An 18,822-nucleotide genomic window follows, 5' to 3' on the forward strand; every position below is an offset into this window, starting at 1 on the left:
TGTTTATATAGATTGATCGTTTTAAAAATAACTTCAACTCTCTATTTGGGATTTGGTTTCTTGGATATACCTTCAGGAAGCGATAGTGTCTCAATACTTAAAGGATCGTAGTTAACGAAAACAAATACCTTCTTTTTCTTATCGCCTTCAATGTAGCCATGGAGGCCTAACGAATTGGATAGATCGGGAGGAGAGAATCTATACTCCGTAAAACGAACAGTTTCACCGTACTTTTCGAGAATATAATTTGCAGCGAACTTCTCGGCGGAGGATACAATCATCTTTTCCTCTTTGGAGGCACATGCTCCAAGCAAGAGAGATGAGATAATTAAGATTACAAACAGGAAGAAAGGTTTTCTCAAAAGGGACACCTCTACTTTCTTTCATAAAAAGGAATAAATGCACTATAAAGATTGAATTATTACTAGTTTACATAATCATATTGAAATGTTCAATTCAGGAGGTATTTATGCGGAACGATTACATTATCGATGAGGTGTATTAGAAAATAATTGATCCTTGCTTACCAGAACAACATTCATGCCGGAAACCCTTTGAGGTGAACAGATTATGCAGGCGTTTTGGTTGGAGAGGCAGGTTTTCATGAGAAAAATAAAACGTCCCGTAGTAGGTTGAAGCGCGTGCAACCATATACCAAAGGAGACGGTTTCTTTGTACATTTTACATACTTGAATGAGGACACATTGGAATAGGCCGAGTGTTAATAATGCAGGAACGATATACGATACGAGTCAGGGGGATATGTTAAAATGATAGAAAGTTGAACCAATACGAATAACAGGAGGTATAACACATGAAATGGCAAGAGGTTAGAGAACTGTTCCCAGACCAATTTGTTCTGGTTTCTATCATTCATTATCATGAGGAAGATAACAAAAAAATTGTAGATGAAGTTGCACCAATTCGTACCGTATCAGAACAAGATGCGAATAAAGAGTTTTTTCGAGTAGAGCCTGGTAACGTTGTATATCATACGTCGAATCAAGACTTTGTGATTCATCTCCGTAAAGATCCATTAATGAGAGTGAGACGTAATACGAATGAAAATTAACTATGATGGACAGCTAATTACAACGTCACTTACCGTTACATTTAGAGGAAGAACGCTGATAATAGACGATGTTATTATAGACACTGGATCTTCACATACGATCATTAGTCCTGATATTTTAGAGGAAATCGGCGTGACTTATGAAACAGGGGATTCGATTTTTGAAGCATACGGGATTGGAGGGAGTATTCCTTTCTACACAAAAATCATGGATAGGATTGTAATAGGCACAAACTATATTGAGAATATAGAGATCGATGTAGGCATATTGCCTAAAGATCATAAAGGTCTTCTCGGGTTGGATATTCTGAAACAACAAAACTTTATTATTGACTTGAAGTTACTAGAGTTACGTAAGTGAATTTTGAAATAACGGCTATGGTGAAATCTACTTAGAGGGAGAAGCTATGAACGAAAAAGCTAAAGGGAAATTAAAAAAGCAATTCCTACTCATCGTTTTATTTGTTTTTATAATTGGAATTCAATTAGCTACCAGATACTTTGTATATCATCCTCCTGCATGGACAACTGCATTATCAACATGTAGCTTTATTATATTTTGTATACTGGGCCTTGTAACTTATCTTGATCTCAAAGAAACAAGAGCAGTTCATAACGATCGGACAAATTGTAGATGTGAAGAAGAATAAAAATATCATTATAGTCAGAGGATTGGGACGAGGTAATAGCAAAGTTTTAATCAAAGATAGTCCTATTCTGAATATGATGCAGCCAAATGACCTGATTGAAATCACGAGATTAAAATATACAAAAATGATAACGAGAAAAGTGTATAAGGACCAAGAGATACAACTATGAGTAAGTGGTGGAAGAGTTGTAGTACTATACATAAAAGTAGAGGATATATCTTCAGATACTTCTAAGGTAGAAGGAGAGAATGTAAATGAACAACATAAACTCTCATAATTGCAACCTAAATATAAGGTATGACCTGCCTGATGAGGTATGGGATAAAGTTTCTAAAGTATATGAGCGTATGCCAGGGTGGATTGGTTATAAAAGTGGAATTCCATATTGGTTTGGAACTGAAGAGGATGATGTTTTCATTGAAGCATCCGTTGAGCCTAGTGGATTATCATTTTATGCACAGATGAATAGCGATGTATGGATATCTTGGATAGAAACATTTAAGTTGGAAGCGACAAAAGTGTTGGGTTTTGATGTTGGTGAACCTGAAGATGGATATGTGTGATGAAAGAAGGAGGATAAAAAGAAAAAGTGATAAATTCTATTAGCATTGATGAGCGGAATGGGACCACATTTAATGAAGAGATCGTTATGAACCCTACATGGGCAGACAGTTTACGTTTTTTGAGAAAACTCGATGGAGATAAATTTACATTAGTTTTTTTTGAGGTATCAGACACAGGTTCAGCATTAGTTGGAGGCGGACCGGAATATTTTGTAGTGTCTATTACAATTGATGAACATATATATACGCTGATGAACGATAAGCGGGGAAATAGTGAAATTTCTCTAGTAATTGGTGGTCAGTTGGGAAATTATTGCGATAACATTTGTATAGAATTAATACCCATGCTGGAAGTGCTAAAGTATTTTTATGAAACTGGTAAACTACACGAATCACATCAATGGAAGCAAGAATAATAAATACTGGTCAGTTAGGGCTCTCGGGCTCGTAAACACCAAAGGTTATGTGCAATTGTATTAAAAGAGTTGGAGTAGGAGAGTTCAGTGGTGGAGAGGAAATTCAAAAGTCATTTTTTTTATATTGTTCTACTGTCAGTTCCATTTGTAGTATTAGAGATTTTACTTTTATTAAAATATCCTAACACCGGGTTAGGCAGGATTATAAGCTTGCCCATGACCTTTTTGGTGAATGGTATGATTATTCTGATCTTATCCAGTTTAGTTTATTATTTGCTTAAATACACCAGATTTAAAGTTGTTGGGCGAGTTATTCTAGGATTAACGATATGTTTAACTCTTATCGTAACAGTATGGTTGTACCCTCAGGATTCATCCAAACATATTTCAAAAATCATAGTAGAAGATATTAAGAGTTTATGGAGTAAATAAGGGACTCAATTGTGAAACAGATAAAATCAATTTACTAAGATATTGGATGTGACTGTATGAATCATGAACTATTCAATAAAATCAATGGATATTTAGAAGGGGTAAGTAATTTAATTACTCACTTCGGAGGATGTTATGGGCACGAATATCAGTTTATAAAAATTGATTCGCCAATAGAACGAGCAATAGAACTTCATAATACTAATGGTAATTTAAAAGATCACAAAGATATTAAATATGTAGGACTAAGCGAATTAGATGATTGGAAGGATGAGATATTTAATATTACCGCAAGATGGTTTTTCTCTTTATTTCACTTACAAAATTTTGGCGTAAGTGTTAAATATCCGGACACTGATGGAGAAACGCCTGCAGAACTAAATAAAGAGTCAAATAACGTGAGTAATAAACTGATTAAACTGTTGGAAGAATTCTTTGAAGGGTCAAATGTTAAAGCTTATAGACTGGTAACAGAGGTTGAATGGAAAGATGAGTTTGATTGGGAACAGATTTATTTTTCGCTAGGTAATGAAGTATTTATCTTAGATCTATATCAGTGGGGTTAACGGACAACTTTGCACTTCTCAATCTGTCGAATCATTCCCGTTGGTATTTAATAAGTGTTAAAGGAAATTAACAAGTCAAAAAAATAAAATAATGATAACTTGTGAGGCATTATGAAATTAATAAAATTAAAGGGCACTAAAACTGAAGAAGATATAAGAAGAGAATTAGTAGGATCGCATGAGTCATTATTTAATGATGAAATAAGATCAGGTTTGCTTTCAGTTATTAAGAGGTTTTTTCCACAAATGAAAACTGCCTATATCTTATTTTGGACACCCGAACAAGGGGAAGACATTTTTTCGTTGCTGATTAATAACGATACAATTGCAAAAGTAGAAATCGATCGTTACGACCACGATATTGAACCTATAATTGAGAGCAAACAGCTAGACAATGTCTATTTAAAAGGACTTAGTAAATATTCACAGATTAGACTAGCGATTGCACTTGAACTTGCAAATAGGGATCTTCAAGATGAAGAGAAAAAATTAAAGGAGTTTCCGAATTGAAGAATCAAAAGCGTTCAATAATTTTGTTATTTCTTTTAATAATACTAGCTCTAAGTGGATGTATTTCATACAGTGTGAAGACGGATAAAATTGTTGAGGATGGGTTCATAATAAACTCAATTTCATTTGGACTGGGTCAGAGCGAAGAAGATGCAGGTATTACAGTGGTAACATACAATTTCACTCTTCGAAATAGAACCAATAAATCAATAATGTTAAAAACAGTTGAACCGATCTTGAGTAAGGATATTCAGGAGCGATTAATTGATAGAGACATTAAATTGGACATAAATGAGAAAATTGATGGTGATACTTCGGAAGAACTAACAGGTACTTTTAAATTAGATACTAGAGGGCTGGATAAAGAAGGAATAATTAATTTAAACATTAATGTTAACAAATTTAATGTAGCAATTGAACAAGTCATAGGAATGAATGATGTAAATAACTAATTTGAGATATCTCCAAGAAAACATATCTAACAAAGAGGTGTATTTTTATGGGAAGAAAAAAAGATGAAAACAATGAGATGGCTGTAATTCCAGAGCACCATAGCCCTATTCGACATATCCTTAATGAGGCAAATGGACAACCGAACAATCAGTTTATAGACAGTTTTAAGAAAGCTCTGGATACTCCAGATGCATATGTAATTATGGAGGGTGATTATGGAGGACAGATCTATTTGTCTTGCCCTATGAAATTAGTAAACTGTAGTGAAGAGACATTACATACTCTATTAAAAGATTTAGATACCATTGCATGGGACTGTAATGAGGGAGAAGGCCAAGGATTATATTACGAAAAACACTTTCCTGGTGATGGAATTGGTGGAGGTATGGGGGGAGGAGATGTTGAAGAAGGACTATGGATTCATAAAGAGTTTATAGATTTACAATTATATGATGAAATTCATGAAGTCTTACTAGGTAATAAAGAAAGATTAACAAAGTAATAAAATGAATAAATCTTAAGGCCCATCAACATCGGATAACAAAGTGTTCATGTGGATGGGCAAACTGTTGAAGTACTGCATACAGAGGAAAAAGAAATATGCGAGGTGAGTTATGGGCGTAAGAAAAAAATATAAACGTAAAATCGTTCGATCCAATCGATTATTTTATTGGTATGTTGAACCGGATATTGACGATGAAGGGATAATCAAATTACATATCGTTTCTGAGGATAAGAAGTTAATCGTCACTTATGAAGTGGGACAACAGAATTTATAGGATACAGTTAACACCGAAATGAGATGAGGTATCTGCTTGTTGTAATCCCTATAATGATTGAATCTCCTTACTGGTGTGATAACTAAAAGGATACCATATATTTTTTTTATTCGTTTATTTTTCCATGTTACATTTTTCGACAAATCTTTTTACTGTCCAGGAAAACTGAAGTTAGCCTAAAATCTTGTATAGTAGTTAAAAATGATGTACTTCATTGGTGGATTTTGTTATTTTAAGGATATGAAAAAACATTTTTATGAATTTTTTAGGAGGTTTTATTATGTCTGTTTCAGTGTTAATTACAAATGCAGAAAGATGCGCAGATGAAGTTAGAGATTTACCTAATTTTCGAGGAGTTTCCCTGCCAGATATTAAAGAAAAGGTAGATAATTTATTATCTATGATTGGTAGAGAGGGCATTTTCTCAACATATACTAAACATGATATGAGTCATATTGAATCAATGTTATATAGTCTTGATTGGCTTATTCCAGCATCTACACAAAAAGCATTTACAAGTGTTGATTGGTTGCTTATCGTACTAACAGTTTACTTCCATGATTTGGGTATGTTGGTCACGAAAAATGAGTATATTCAGAGAGAAAGTAATTCCTTATATGTGGAATTTAGGGAGAAAATTTTAGAGGATCCATCAGGTAAGGATTATCTATCTAGAGCAGCAGAGTTGGATAAAGAAGAGAAGGAGAAATTTTTTTATCAAGAATTTGTGAGAAAAAATCATGCGAGTCGCATAAAAGAATGGATTTCAGGTAGAGTGCAATATTATTGGGGAGAAGGAGTTAGTAATGTTGCAGGTGAAATAAGTAGCATTTTAGATAAATTGCCATCGCGTTTTAGGGAAAATTTAGCATCGGTATGTGAAAGTCATCACAGTAATAATCTGGATAAACAAGATATGTTTCCTTTATGCCAAAAGTATGGAAATCATAGAAATGAAGTAGCTAATGTACAGTATGCAGCTATCTTATTAAGAACAGCAGATTTAATTCACGTTACTAAAGATAGAACGCCTTCTGAAATGTACAAAGTTATTGGGTTAACTGACCCATTGGGTGTTGATGAATGGAAGAAACAATTAGGAACATTTTCTGTTAACATGTTAACACGTCAATTTGATCCACAGGAAAAGGATACACACTATATCTCGTTAAGTGCTGATTTTAGTGAAGAACGCCCTTTTTTCTCATTAACTGAATATTTAGTCTACGCCAATAGTGAAATAGAACAGACCAAACGTTGGGCAGACGCTAGTCAGGAGCATCCAGATGCACAAGACTACAGTTTTCCATGGAGAGGTATAAAACCCGATATTAGGGTTGAGGGGAATTTGCCTAAATTAATGAAATTTAATCTGGACCGTGGAAAGCTTTTAGACTTGTTGGTGGGGCATACTATTTATAATGATCCGACTGTGGCAATTAGAGAATTACTTCAAAACGGTATAGATGCTGTTAAGTACAAGTACTATCTTGAGAGTAAGAAAAATGGAGAAGCCACTTCATTGGGTGATATTAGAGTCCGTTGGGATAACAATACTAGAGAACTTGTTGTTCATGACAACGGTATAGGTATGAATCTAACAATCATTACAGAACATTTAATGAAAGTAGGATCTTCATACTACAACACTACACAATTTAAGAATGATAATTCTGATTTTACGCCCATATCGAGATTTGGAATAGGAGTATTATCTTGTTTTATGATCTCTGATGACATCGAAATTATTACTAAGAGAACCCAAAGTTCTGGATATAGAATAAAGATGAGTTCTGTTCATGCAGATTACTTATTAAAAGAAGTCGTTGAAGGAGATCCTCTTCTAAAGGATATTGGTAGCAGTGGAACTAAGATAACAATGAAAATTCGTTCGTCAGTTGATCTCGAGAAGAAAAATGTATTGGATATCATAAAATATTGGATTACAATGCCTCCCTGTGATGTGTTGTACTTAGATAACGATTTGAAATCTCCAATTAAGATTGGTTTTAATAGTGCAGCTGACGCGCTAGAACAGTATATGAGCGATGGCCAAAGAAAGGGTAAAGTTGATTATGAAATAATTACTAAAAGGAAAGAAGTAGGGAAAGAAATTTATGAGTTGGCTTTTGCAGTAAGAAGCAATAGTTTCGAAAAGAGTTTCTATCATACTGAACTAAATTCTATTCCTAAAGTGTGCATTGAGGGGATAAGGACAGCGGAAAACTTACCTGGATTTCTCCCACATCTGCAACCATCTATATGTGCCTTGCTTTCAGTTAGCGGAAATGGTAAGTTTCGAACTACTGTTTCGAGAGCAGACTTGGAGGAAGATGAAGAGTTTAATAGAGTAGCTCTAATATCTGCGGAGATGCTCTTTAGTCATATTAATGATGAAGTACAAGAAATGTCTGAAAGAAAAGGATCTCCATTATCACGTTCCTCGACTGCTGGACTATGGATATATCAATCACTAGAGAGAAGCGTATATAGTAGTAGTGTTAGAGAATACATTAATTCACTTTTTCATAAGTTGCCTTTAGTAATAGTTGAAGAACGAAGCTCTTCATATGGAGCAAATAATAAAAAATTAGTTAGCCAAAATGAATTAAACAATTATGATTTCTTTTGGACGATAGAGTCCAGGCTTGTTGATAATTTAGGAGTTATTTCACGAGATATAGGTAAGGAACTCAATTTTAACGAATTTTTGGATCAGTTTGCGGAAGGTGTATTTAGTCAAAAAATTTCTCCAATTGTTTTTGACCCTCAAAATTATTCTCAGATGATATTGAACACACATCAAGTAGCTTTTGTAGAATTTAGTAAACAGTATCAACATACTCTTGTTAAATGGGAAAAAAAGGATAAAGCAACAGGGGTTGAGCCTTGGTTAGAGTATGTTACTAACAATAAAAGCGAAATATATGCAATTCTTGAAACGACATACACTAGAAGATACCATTATAGGTTTAATTATTTAATTAAAAAACCAGATATTATTCATTATTCGGAATTTGAAGGTGATCTTGAAAGTATTGAGGGTATAACAACAAGACTTGTTTGTATCATTAAAAAGGGTACAGAACTTGAAGTAAAGGTAAGTAAGATAATTGAGTCCTTTAATTCTATTATGAATAATTTGGTTGAAGATGATAAACCTATACAGGAATTGGGATTGATGGTCGGATTGTATATTTTATTTGTTGATGGTTTGCTAAATAGAAACAGAATTGAATTTAAAGACATTTTAACTAATTATAGAGGGAATTTCAAAAGAACTAGTCAGAATGAATGGTTGTTAGAAGAGATTGAAAGCATACTTATAAGTGATGTTTGGTTTGATGCGAGCGATTACTGGAGAGATTGGAGTCGTTCGTTTCTTGAATTTTAATAATTTGAAAACTACCTAAATCCCCTACGGTTTTGAATTTTAGTATAGCTGTTCTGAGTATAAATTGAGGATTTTTGTTGTCTCTTTCAATTAGTTTCTTTCAGTTCTTCTAAGAACACGCACCTTTATGTTGAAATTAGATTATAACACTCGATGAAGTAGATTTCTATTTCATCGAGTCTGAAAAAACTACTTAAAATTCAACATAGCCGTCTCTTGAAATGAAACGATATTCTTTGAAATCATTAGTTGAACTCAAATTAAAAAGATGTTATCTGGAAAACGACAAATACTCTCTGGCCAGGCCAATTGAGTATTTGTTTTTATTTAATTCGATATCCGCATCAAAACTATGATCCTTTCTCATACAATTCGAATAAAGAGGTTACTCACGTCTAGTCTTAACAAGACATGATACAGTTTAGACCCATCAGAGAGGTGGATGTATGAGCCGGTTGCTTGACTTATTGGAAGAGGAACGGCGCAAGCTCAATCAGCTTGGAGAGGCATCCTTGAAGCAAGCGATTCCGTTGTGGGACAATCCCGAGGTTCAGGAACAGAGCCGAAAAGTGGATGAACTGGTGGCACGAGTTAGTGAAATGAAGGCGAGACATAATCGAGTTGTACGATGATGAGTGAGAGTACATAATGCGTAGGGGAGGAGAAGCTATGGATTTTCCACCGTGGATGCAACGAGCGATTCAGGCAAGGCTGGATGAGGTATCTGCTCTAATCGAACATGATCCTGAACTTAGTCGTGTACGTGGGGAAACAAACGAAGCGTTCGAAGCTTTGTTTGCTAGCAAAGATGTCGAGCAGACACCTGAATATGCTGAGTGGGAGAGTCGATACATTGTCACCAAAGGGATAGAGAATGAGCGGTTGTACATGCAAGGGCTGAGGGATGGGATTCAACTTAAAGTATCCTTGCTTGGTGTGTCGACGCCGGAGGAGATTGATACGAAGGCTTAATCCACTAACGCGAACCCATAAGACAGGGGAAGCGACCTCAATCTCTATCTAAAAAAACAGCCGAAGCGTGTAACTATCGCTTCGGCTGTTTTTTTAATTCTCTAATTTTCCAAAATCCAATTCTTACTTCGCACTTACCGACTTGAACCAATCATTCACTTCTTGCGTGATCTGATCTCCGCCGTTGGATTTCCAGTTAGCGACGAATTGGTCAAAGGCATCAATTGGCAAATTGCCGTAGATGATTTTGTTGAAGGTTTCCATCTCGGACTGGCGGAGCAGGTTCCATTTGGACACCATGGTTGGTGTTGCAGCGCCAGTGAAATAGTTTTGTTTACGAATGTCGATCTGGGACATAACGACTTTACCTGCATACCAGTTTTCCGGTTTGCGGAATTCGGCCATTTGTTTCTCGTAAGGTGTTTCAGGCTTCTCGCCGTTGGCCAGCTTCACGAGTGTTTTCATGTATAAATCCGGGATACGTGCTGGGCCGGTCAGGAATGGGAATTCGTTGGAGAAGTCTTTAATCTTCTCTTTGTCACTGGTCGGTTGTCCGTCAATGATATCCCAGTCGTACCCTTTGGCGAAGCCGTATTCATACTCACTGCCCGCTTTCGGGTTAGCCAAGTTATCGAGCAAGTAGTTGTAGTACAGGAAGATGGCTTCTGGATGCTTGGCATCCTTGTTGATCATGATACTTGCGTTGACACCAGAGTTCTGCCACTTTGTACCGATCTTGCCGTCTGGGCCAGCTGGAACAGGGTAAGCTTTATACTTTGAGCCAGGTACGTTCTTCAACAGGTCAGGTGCAGGCCAGTCCGGTACCCAGTTTGCGCCAGGCAGAATGCCCGCTTTGCCGGCTGTCCAGCTTTCAGCGGATTTGCCTTCGTCCCACAGAGCGGAGTCAGCGTGGATATAACCTTTATCCATCCATTCAGCCAGCTTGGCAAGGGCTTGTTTGGCACCCGGGTTAACGGAGCCGTACTCAAGGTTGCCGTTTGCGTCTTTGTTCCATTGCTCCTCGATTGTGCCGTATGCACCGAACAACCAGTCGAGCTGACCCATCCAGGTGTTGGTGTTATTTTTCAGCGAGATCGCCAGAGGGAATACTTTGTCTGGAGACAGACCGTCCGGGTTCTCGTTCTTGAATTTGTCCATGATGTTCTCAAGGTCTGCGATGGTTTTCGGAGCTTCCAGGTTCAGCTTCTCCATCCAGTCCTCGCGGAGCCAAAGCAGTGTATCGTCGTTATCGGTGTACTCCATGATCGGCATGTTGTATTTCTTGCCGTCCTTGGTGAACGGATACCACAGTTCAGGATGTGCTGCTGCGTGATCTTTCAGAGTCTGACTCGCGTACTTGTCGAACAACTCATCGATGGCGATGAATTGACCGGAGTCGATCAGCTGATTGGTCAGTACCGCATTGGTGGGTACGGTAACGAAATCAGGCAGTTTCTCGCCAGAGGCGATTGCCAGTTGCAGCTTTTGTCTGTATTGATCGTCATTGGCCGGATACCAAGTATCTTTATGCTTCATACCCAGCGTTTCGAGCATCCAGCGATCGTGCACGTTATTTTCTTTGGTATCTCCTTGCACGTATTTCTTCGGCATCAATACCGAACTGAACTCGATCGGTGGATCATATTTTCCTTTAGCAAAAGCAGCTTCTGCTTCAGCTGAGCCGACAGTTCCCGGCGTATTATTACCATTGTCACTGGCTGTCTCGCCACTGCCGCACGCAGTGATCGTGATGAGCGCGATAACCATGAGCAGTGACCACCATGTTTTTTTGAATTTGATCATTGTTCAATCCCCCTACGGTGTATGATCTTTACAGTGTAACTGTACCAATTTGTGCGGGAGTGCATCTATATGAGTTTTTTAGTTTCGATAGGACTCTATTAGTGAATGTTCCAAAAGATCGGTTTTCAGTCATGTTATTTATGCTGGTCTCTATATTCCTGCGGCGTAACGCCGAATTGACGCTTGAACACTTTGATAAAATAAGCCGGGTCCATATAACCAATCTCCATGCTGATTTCGTACACTTTTTTGGTGGTCGTGACCAGCTTGTGGCAGGCCCGATCCATACGCAGGCGCGAGATATAATCACTGATGCCTTCGCCCGTTTCGATCTTATAGATTTTGGACAAATGGGTCGGGTGCAGATTGACATGGTCAGCGAGCACACGCAAAGACACATCCAGATGCAGGTTCTTATCTGTGAAATCCTGAATCTTCTTCACATACTCGGAACGGATGTCTTTGATCTCGTTGGACGTGCCTTCCTTGAGTTTACCCAGCACACTGAGCGACCATTTCCGCAATTTGCTGATGGTAGCGAAAACTTCCCCACTTTGCAAATCCTCGACATCATTTCCCATTAAAGTGGTCAGAGTCAGCTTGTTTCGGTGGGCAATATTGGTGAACGAAGCCGTAATGAGAAAACCAGCCTCCATGCAATGCTCCCATGATTCCGACCATTTTTCATCCAGCTCAGCGCAGACCGCGCGTATTTTCTCTTCGGCAGCATCCCACTGTCCGCTCTCTAGCAAACTAATAAAGGTGGGCGGGGTGTACAGTACATCCAAGGGACCTTGTGCCGCAGGTGTCTCGACATCGCTGACACGCATGACAAATTCGCGTTCATCGCCAACGATCTGCCGGAAATAGGCGGAAGCCTGACGGAAGCGATCGTAAAGCTGATCCGGAAAGGTGAACCACTCGGTGATAACGATGGAGAGAGAGCCTTTCAGAAACTGTTTTACTTTGGATTGAAGCTGAATTGATAGCTTCTCCAGAATGGTTTCTTTGCCAATATCGCCTTTCCGATCTTTAAACTGAAGCAAAAACACTAGATATCCATGCTCCTCCTTGACGCCCCACACTTCCATAAACTCGCCCATAATCTCTTCCGCCATATTGATGATGGCATATTCGATCAGGGTCTGATCATTGCTGTCATAGTGTCCGAATTCTTCTTCCAAACGAACTAACATTAACGCGGCATCCCCGGTATGAAAGGGAAGATTGTAATTAGCGAGCTTCCGATCCCATTCCGCAGCGGCGATTCGTTGTCCCTGTAAAGCCCCTAGGAGCAGTCGTCCCTGTAAATGGGGTAGATTCTCTCGCAAGGTAAACTGCGTTCGTGTCAGTGAACTGACAAGTTCCCATTCGTTGTTCAATTGATCGATGGCCTTTTGCACAGCACCCATTAATTCATCGTCAGTCGGGGGCTTCAGCAGATAGTCCACAGCCTCGAACTGGATGGCTTTTTTGGCGTAATCAAATTCGGAATACCCGGATAACAGGATACATTTTATTTTTTTGTCCCGGATGCGGATGCGTTCGATCAGTTCAATACCTGTCATTTCAGGCATCTGAATGTCCGAGATCACGATATCGATGGGGTGAGTGTCGATCATTTGGAGTGCTTCGTGTGCCGAGTATGCTTTATGCACATGTTCGATCCCCAGTGTGTGCCATGGCTTGGTCATGGACAGGTTATCGACCCAGTGTGCTTCATCGTCTACGATCATCATTTGCATTATAATGTCTCCCTTGGTGGTTGAACTAAGGCATATTTACACTTGCCACTTCGATGACAGAACAACCTTCCGATCGCTGTTCAAGCCCCATTTTCTGACTTAGATGAATATAAGGTTAAAATGGTGCTTGAAAGGCGAACACTTCGTTTCTTCAGGTTTTTTCTGTCCTCTGCGTTCACGTGTAAATGGTTCGTTCAAAAATCAAATATCAACTTATCGTTAGTATCGAAATTAATTTGTATCGGTATTTCCTTTATCGGAATCTGTATCCTCTTTTGGTATCTCCCAGATGATTTCGGTTCGGAATCCGCCAAGTGGGGATGGGCCGAATAGGAGGTAGGAGTGACTGCCGAACAGGTGCGTGATTCGTTGGTGCGTATTCCAAAGGCCGCAGCCCATTTCTTCTTGTAAAGGTTCCTGCATCTTCAAGTTGAGCGCTTCGTACTGTTCCGGGCTTAAGCCAGGACCATCGTCATCGATGTATATTCTGCCAAAACCATTTAAGCGCTCCCCGGTAATTCGGATTTCGCCGGATGAATACGACTTCGCCACGCCGTGAATGACGGAATTCTCAACCATCGGTTGAAGCATTAATCGTGGCACCGACTGGGCCAGCATATCCTCAGGGATATCGATGTGATACTCAATACGACCATTGCGCAGCTTCTGGATATCCAGATAGTTGATCAGCAGCTTGATCTCTTCTTGTAGCGACGACGTCTCCCGTTCCATACGGGTGGTGTAGCGATAATACGCACTTAGGTTATGCGCCATGGAGACCACAGCTTGCTCGTCCTTCATCTGGGCCATGTTGATGATATAACCTAGACAATTATATAGGAAATGCGGATTGATCTGCGCTTGTAATTGCTTCAGTGTAGCTTCCCGGGCTCTAATTTTCTCATGGAAAACATTCTCGATCAGATCCTGAATCTGATGGGACATATCGTTGAATCGGCGGAACAGGAATGAGAACTCATTCTGGTTTTTGCTATGCAGGCGGACAGAATAATCTCCTTGCTCTACACGGCGTAAGCCTTTGATCAGCTTTTTGATCGGATATTGAACATTCCGGTACAGCAGGATTGACGCCGAGATACCCACCACCAGCAGCAAAATCATACAGGTGTAGAACAGATTCTGACTAAGTGAGATGGGTTTCAAAATCTGATACAGCGGGATCACGTCAACCAGATGCCAATCCAGATAAGTGGACTTCACGGAGCTAACCAGATAGTTCTTACCGTTCAGCTCTACGACATCCTGTGTAGTATCTTCCGGAGAATGCGTGTCCAGATACTGAATGAGTTCTGCGGACAACTGCTTGTCCGCGCTGCGATTCAGAATGGGTGAATTTCCTTTGTGATACAAGAAAGGATCGCCTTGTCCGCCCGCTTTATACGTATCCAGCATATTTTGAATGTTCTCGTAGCTGAAGCTGGCTTCAATCACCAGATTACTTCCCGTGAGCATCCCCGGCTGTGCCAAGGAATCGGTATAGAACCAATAGAAGGAATTTAGTTCATCCTCTGATACAGCTCCTTGATCCCCATAGGTCCATCGTCCGCTCATATTTTTTTTCAGATACTCCTCATCATATCCTGTCGTTTGGTTGTAGTTGGCGATGACATCCTTATTCTGCTGTGAATGCACCGCATATCGGGTGGGCCATATATCCGTAACGCCGGTTTGCAGCATCATCTTCTCTTGTATCACATAACGGGTCTGCATCCGGTCATACCGATCATCCCACATGTTGAGGCCGTTGAATGCTCTGACATTGGGGTCTCGGGAGAGAATCAGGCTGAAATCCATCATCTGATTGATGCGGGAGTCGATCTGACTGGACAGAAACGTGAGCTGTTTTGTGTTGGAGATCTGCAGTTCTTTGCTGACGACATCATAGGTGACGTTATTCGAGTAGGTGTACATGATTAGAATGGGGATGAACAAGACCACAATTAACAAGTTTATTTTGGCAAAAAGACTGAATGGGGTTCTGGTTTTACCTTGAAAAGGCATTAAGCGCTTCCATATATACATGAAAAGTCTCCTTCTAATTCGTGTGTAAACAACCTCTTCTGATGATACCCTAACAAAACACTATCAACCCTAACAATGTTATATAGCAGACCTCAGAATGGCTTGATACTATTTATATCAGAGAACCCGATCACACACAAAAACTTTTTTTGGGAACAGGAGAAGCGCTATGGAGGCTAAATTGGAGGGTAAGCGGATCCCGCAGGCAAACGTTGGGAACAAGCTGGATAAAAAGAGAAAAAAACGCTACAAACAGCCATGGATTCTGCACTTTATGGTGTTGCCGGCGGCCATTATGGTCTTTATATTTTCATACATTCCGATGTCCGGGATTTTGATGGCATTTCAAGATTATAAACCTGCACTGGGATTTTTCAATTCCGAATGGGTAGGACTGAAACACTTCAGGTACATGTGGGAAAATGATTATTTCTTGCAGATTACGTGGAACACGTTGTTCTTTGCCTGTACGAAGATCATCATGAACCTGATCATTCCGTTTGTCTTCGCCTTATTACTTAATGAGGTACGGAAGATGGCACTGAAAAGAACGATTCAAACGCTCGTGTATCTTCCTCACTTTCTGTCCTGGGTTACACTATCAGGCATTCTGATCGACATTCTGGCCCAGACGGGTATTGTCAATCAGTTCCTGGTTTCGGTATTCGGTATCAAACCGATCTTCTTCCTGGGGGATGGCAGCTGGTTCCGATTCACAATTATTGCGAGTGATGTCTGGAAAGAGTTTGGATTCAACACAATCATCTTCCTCGCGGCACTGTCTGGCATTAACCCTGCACTTTATGAAGCAGCTGAAGTGGATGGGGCAGGACGCTGGAAACAAACGATGTATATTACCATCCCGGCACTGATTCCCATTGGGATTGTAATCGCAACGCTGGCACTAGGTAATGTGCTTAACGCCAACTTTGACCAGATCTTTAACTTATATAGTCCGTTGATTTATCAACAAGGAGATATTATCGATACGTTTGTGTATAGAGAAGGTCTGCTTAGTGGGCAGTTCAGTTTCGCTACCGCTGTGAATCTGTTCAAATCGGTCATCAGCCTGATCCTGATTGTGATCTCGTACCGACTGGCTTACCGATTCGCCGGATATCGAATTTTCTAGAAAGGATGACAAACGAATGTATCATAAAACGATGCCTTACCGCATATTCAGCATATTCAACAATGTGTTCCTGACCATCCTTTCACTGCTCTGCTTGCTGCCTTTGTATCACTTGCTCATGGTATCACTTAGCGCATCTGCACCTGCAAATGCTGGTCTCGTAACGTTCTGGCCAATTGGATTTACACTGGAGGCGTATGCCAAGACATTTGCCAATACCAACTTCCTCTCCTCCTTATGGGTATCTGTGGAGCGGACGGTACTGGGTACTGGACTTGCGTTAATCGTCAACACGATTGCAGCCTATGCGCTTTCCAAAGAGACGCGGGTGTTCCGCGCACGTAACATCTATCTGTGGTATTTTGTCATCACGATGCTGTTCAGCGGTGGCCTCATTCCAGGGTACATCCTGATTCTGAAGCTGGGACTGATGAACACATTGCTGGCCTTGATCCTGCCAGGATTGGTTGCGGTGTTTAACATTATCTTGCTGCTGAATTTCTTCCGTACCGTTCCGAAGGATCTGGAAGAAGCTGCATTTATCGATGGCGCAGGGCACTTTAAGACGTTTATCAAAATCTATCTGCCGGTCTCCGTACCTGTTATTGCAACGGTTTCACTCTTCATGATGGTTGGGCATTGGAACGCATACTTTGACGGAATCATCTACATCCGTGATGCGGAAAAACTGCCTCTCGCGACATTCATGCAGACGATCATCGTGCAGGCCGATATGTCGAAGCTTGATCCAGAAGCGGTGAAGAACCTGTCCCAACGGACCATTCGGGCTTCGCAGATCTTTATCAGCGCGCTGCCGATCCTGCTTGTGTATCCGTTCCTGCAACGTTATTTTGTAACGGGGATTGTGGTTGGAGCTGTTAAGGAGTAGTTGAATGTAGGGAATGAATAGGATTGTAAAATGGAGTCACTAAACTGGGGAAGGCCAGGGAAGTGGCTTCTTTTTGGTGTATGGATAAAGAACGTTGCATATATGTAGTGTATTACCTTTATTTGAATAAAATGGTACGATGATAGCTGATTGAAAGTTATTTTTATTATTCATATAAGAGGGTGTGTACGAAGTGAAAAAAATGATAATCGTTACTCTTGCTTTGTCGTTAGTAAGCGCTTCTCTTGCTTTTGCAGCGACAAGCGCACCACAGAAGATAAGTATATTTTTGAATGGAAAAGAACTAAAGACCAGGGCAGGGACAGAAGTCAAAATAATTGACAATCATGCTTATATCCCGGCCAGTGTTCTTCGTGATGCAAGATTTGCGGTAGAGTATAAGAATTCCAAGCTTAATCTAGTGAATAGTTATTCTCATTACACTAAAAATTTAATAGAGATGCATCTTTCCAATCATGAATTTACAAGCAAATTCAACAAGATCGAGCAAGAAGTGGTTGATGTTCTTAGTAAAGTGATATTAGAAGAGCAAGTTGACATCTCCAGATTACAACAGTTAATAAAGGAAGCCGAATTTAAGGGCTGGATCCGTCCAGAGGTGTTTACTCCAGTACAAGACTATAATTCCTTTGATTTTTCTGATGCGGGTTATAGTGTGGAATCATATAAAAAAGCGAGTACTGAGTTAATAGCCTATGTTAATACCGGGGACAAGGAAAGATTAAAGTCTTTCCACGAAGAGAGAAAAAAGGCGCTTGAGTATTACGATTCTTACACATATATGTATGATCGTATTTTTAAATTGAGCTATATTAGTGCAACAAAATAGGAAGAAAATAGTAATGATGATAAGTGCGGGAGGGAATTCAAAATGGAATTTAGAAGAATAACTTGGGATAATTTTATCGAATGTATTGAACTTAAAGTCACTCCAGACCAACAAAGGTTCATATCCTCGAACCAACATGCACTTGCTGAAGCGTACGTCGCCTCAGATGAGGGGCAGATTATTATTACTTTTGCAGTCTATAAGGAAGACAATATGGTAGGTTTTATTTCGATGTACTATGATGACGGGGATGGCAATTTTGATTATAGCAGTTATGGCATCTTCAAGATGATGATTGACCAGCGATACCAAGGTAAGGGATATGGTAAAGAAATGGTAGTAAAAGCAATCGAGTATGCGAGAACTTTCCCACGTGGAAAAGCCAAAGTTGTAGAACTCACCTACAAACCTGAAAATGTCGTTGCGAAGAAGATCTATGACTCTCTTGGTTTTATTCAAACCGGTGAAATATTGGCATGTGGCGAAGTACAGGCGGTATTAACTTTGTAATTGTCCGTTACAGCTCCAATTCTGCTCTTTCTTCATGAAATTT

At 39.7% G+C, this 18,822-nt stretch carries 20 protein-coding genes; 16 read left to right on the forward strand and 4 right to left on the reverse strand.

Annotation, left to right across the window (positions count from 1 at the left end):
* Positions 1 to 41 precede the first annotated feature (41 nt).
* A complete protein-coding gene (locus MHH25_RS08070) occupies positions 42 to 362 on the reverse strand; it encodes a hypothetical protein (RefSeq protein WP_340019705.1) in 321 nt (106 codons plus the stop codon).
* A gap of 452 nt (positions 363 to 814) precedes the next feature.
* Here MHH25_RS08070 and MHH25_RS08075 point away from each other — a divergent pair, with 452 nt between their 5' ends.
* The 12 genes from MHH25_RS08075 to MHH25_RS08130 all read left to right on the forward strand — a co-directional run bounded on the left by MHH25_RS08075 (position 815) and on the right by MHH25_RS08130 (position 9,807).
* Positions 815 to 1,072: a hypothetical protein gene (locus MHH25_RS08075; RefSeq protein WP_062833241.1), complete on the forward strand. Its 258-nt coding sequence runs from the start codon at positions 815 to 817 to the stop codon at positions 1,070 to 1,072.
* Entirely contained in the window at positions 1,062 to 1,433 is a 372-nt protein-coding gene (locus MHH25_RS08080) for a retropepsin-like aspartic protease (RefSeq protein ID WP_062833242.1), read from the forward strand. Before MHH25_RS08075 ends, MHH25_RS08080 begins: the two co-directional genes overlap by 11 nt.
* 46 nt (positions 1,434 to 1,479) lie before the next feature.
* On the forward strand, positions 1,480 to 1,722 hold the full coding sequence (locus MHH25_RS08085) for a hypothetical protein (protein ID WP_340019706.1): 243 nt from the start codon (positions 1,480 to 1,482) through the stop codon (positions 1,720 to 1,722).
* A 254-nt stretch (positions 1,723 to 1,976) separates the two neighbouring features.
* Complete coding sequence (locus MHH25_RS08090; RefSeq protein ID WP_340019707.1) at positions 1,977 to 2,285, forward strand: hypothetical protein; 309 nt, start codon at positions 1,977 to 1,979, stop codon at positions 2,283 to 2,285.
* A 26-nt stretch (positions 2,286 to 2,311) separates the two neighbouring features.
* Entirely contained in the window at positions 2,312 to 2,701 is a 390-nt protein-coding gene (locus tag MHH25_RS08095; RefSeq protein WP_340019708.1) for a hypothetical protein, read from the forward strand.
* A 488-nt stretch (positions 2,702 to 3,189) separates the two neighbouring features.
* A complete protein-coding gene (locus MHH25_RS08100; RefSeq protein WP_340019710.1) occupies positions 3,190 to 3,699 on the forward strand; it encodes a hypothetical protein in 510 nt (169 codons plus the stop codon).
* Positions 3,700 to 3,810: 111 nt separating this feature from the next.
* Positions 3,811 to 4,209: a hypothetical protein gene (locus MHH25_RS08105; RefSeq protein ID WP_340019711.1), complete on the forward strand. Its 399-nt coding sequence runs from the start codon at positions 3,811 to 3,813 to the stop codon at positions 4,207 to 4,209.
* Positions 4,206 to 4,661 carry a hypothetical protein gene (locus tag MHH25_RS08110; protein WP_339188929.1) on the forward strand — a complete coding sequence of 152 codons (456 nt, stop codon included), beginning with the start codon at positions 4,206 to 4,208 and terminating at the stop codon, positions 4,659 to 4,661. Before MHH25_RS08105 ends, MHH25_RS08110 begins: the two co-directional genes overlap by 4 nt.
* Positions 4,662 to 4,708: 47 nt before the next feature.
* A complete protein-coding gene (locus MHH25_RS08115) occupies positions 4,709 to 5,164 on the forward strand; it encodes a hypothetical protein (RefSeq protein ID WP_340019712.1) in 456 nt (151 codons plus the stop codon).
* A 557-nt stretch (positions 5,165 to 5,721) separates the two neighbouring features.
* Entirely contained in the window at positions 5,722 to 8,835 is a 3,114-nt protein-coding gene (locus tag MHH25_RS08120; protein ID WP_340019714.1) for an ATP-binding protein, read from the forward strand.
* Between the two features lie 446 nt (positions 8,836 to 9,281).
* Positions 9,282 to 9,467 (forward strand): aspartyl-phosphate phosphatase Spo0E family protein, encoded by a 186-nt coding sequence (locus MHH25_RS08125; protein WP_339240574.1) that lies wholly within the window; start codon positions 9,282 to 9,284, stop codon positions 9,465 to 9,467.
* A 37-nt stretch (positions 9,468 to 9,504) separates the two neighbouring features.
* Positions 9,505 to 9,807, forward strand: a complete 303-nt coding sequence (locus tag MHH25_RS08130; RefSeq protein WP_340019715.1) for a hypothetical protein — start codon at positions 9,505 to 9,507, stop codon at positions 9,805 to 9,807.
* A 123-nt stretch (positions 9,808 to 9,930) separates the two neighbouring features.
* Here MHH25_RS08130 and MHH25_RS08135 read toward each other — a convergent pair whose 3' ends face one another.
* The 3 genes from MHH25_RS08135 to MHH25_RS08145 form a co-directional block, all read right to left on the reverse strand.
* Positions 9,931 to 11,610: an ABC transporter substrate-binding protein gene (locus MHH25_RS08135; RefSeq protein WP_340019716.1), complete on the reverse strand. Its 1,680-nt coding sequence runs from the start codon at positions 11,608 to 11,610 to the stop codon at positions 9,931 to 9,933.
* Positions 11,611 to 11,744: 134 nt separating this feature from the next.
* Positions 11,745 to 13,355, reverse strand: a complete 1,611-nt coding sequence (locus MHH25_RS08140; protein WP_340019717.1) for a response regulator — start codon at positions 13,353 to 13,355, stop codon at positions 11,745 to 11,747.
* 231 nt (positions 13,356 to 13,586) lie between these two features.
* The gene (locus tag MHH25_RS08145) at positions 13,587 to 15,398 is read right to left on the reverse strand and encodes a histidine kinase (protein WP_340019718.1); all 1,812 of its coding nucleotides are present in this window, start codon (positions 15,396 to 15,398) and stop codon (positions 13,587 to 13,589) included.
* A 274-nt stretch (positions 15,399 to 15,672) separates the two neighbouring features.
* Between MHH25_RS08145 and MHH25_RS08150 the strand changes: the two genes are divergently transcribed.
* The 4 genes from MHH25_RS08150 to MHH25_RS08165 all read left to right on the forward strand — a co-directional run bounded on the left by MHH25_RS08150 (position 15,673) and on the right by MHH25_RS08165 (position 18,779).
* A complete protein-coding gene (locus MHH25_RS08150; protein WP_221823484.1) occupies positions 15,673 to 16,530 on the forward strand; it encodes an ABC transporter permease subunit in 858 nt (285 codons plus the stop codon).
* A gap of 16 nt (positions 16,531 to 16,546) precedes the next feature.
* Positions 16,547 to 17,419, forward strand: coding sequence for a carbohydrate ABC transporter permease (locus MHH25_RS08155; protein ID WP_036610522.1), 873 nt, complete (start codon positions 16,547 to 16,549; stop codon positions 17,417 to 17,419).
* 193 nt (positions 17,420 to 17,612) lie between these two features.
* Positions 17,613 to 18,269 carry a hypothetical protein gene (locus MHH25_RS08160; RefSeq protein ID WP_076318199.1) on the forward strand — a complete coding sequence of 219 codons (657 nt, stop codon included), beginning with the start codon at positions 17,613 to 17,615 and terminating at the stop codon, positions 18,267 to 18,269.
* Between the two features lie 42 nt (positions 18,270 to 18,311).
* Positions 18,312 to 18,779, forward strand: coding sequence for a GNAT family N-acetyltransferase (locus tag MHH25_RS08165; protein ID WP_076252701.1), 468 nt, complete (start codon positions 18,312 to 18,314; stop codon positions 18,777 to 18,779).
* The last annotated feature ends 43 nt before the right edge of the window (positions 18,780 to 18,822 follow it).

This window comes from Paenibacillus sp. FSL H3-0457 (assembly GCF_037981725.1).
Classification (GTDB): Bacteria; Bacillota; Bacilli; order Paenibacillales; family Paenibacillaceae; genus Paenibacillus; species Paenibacillus amylolyticus.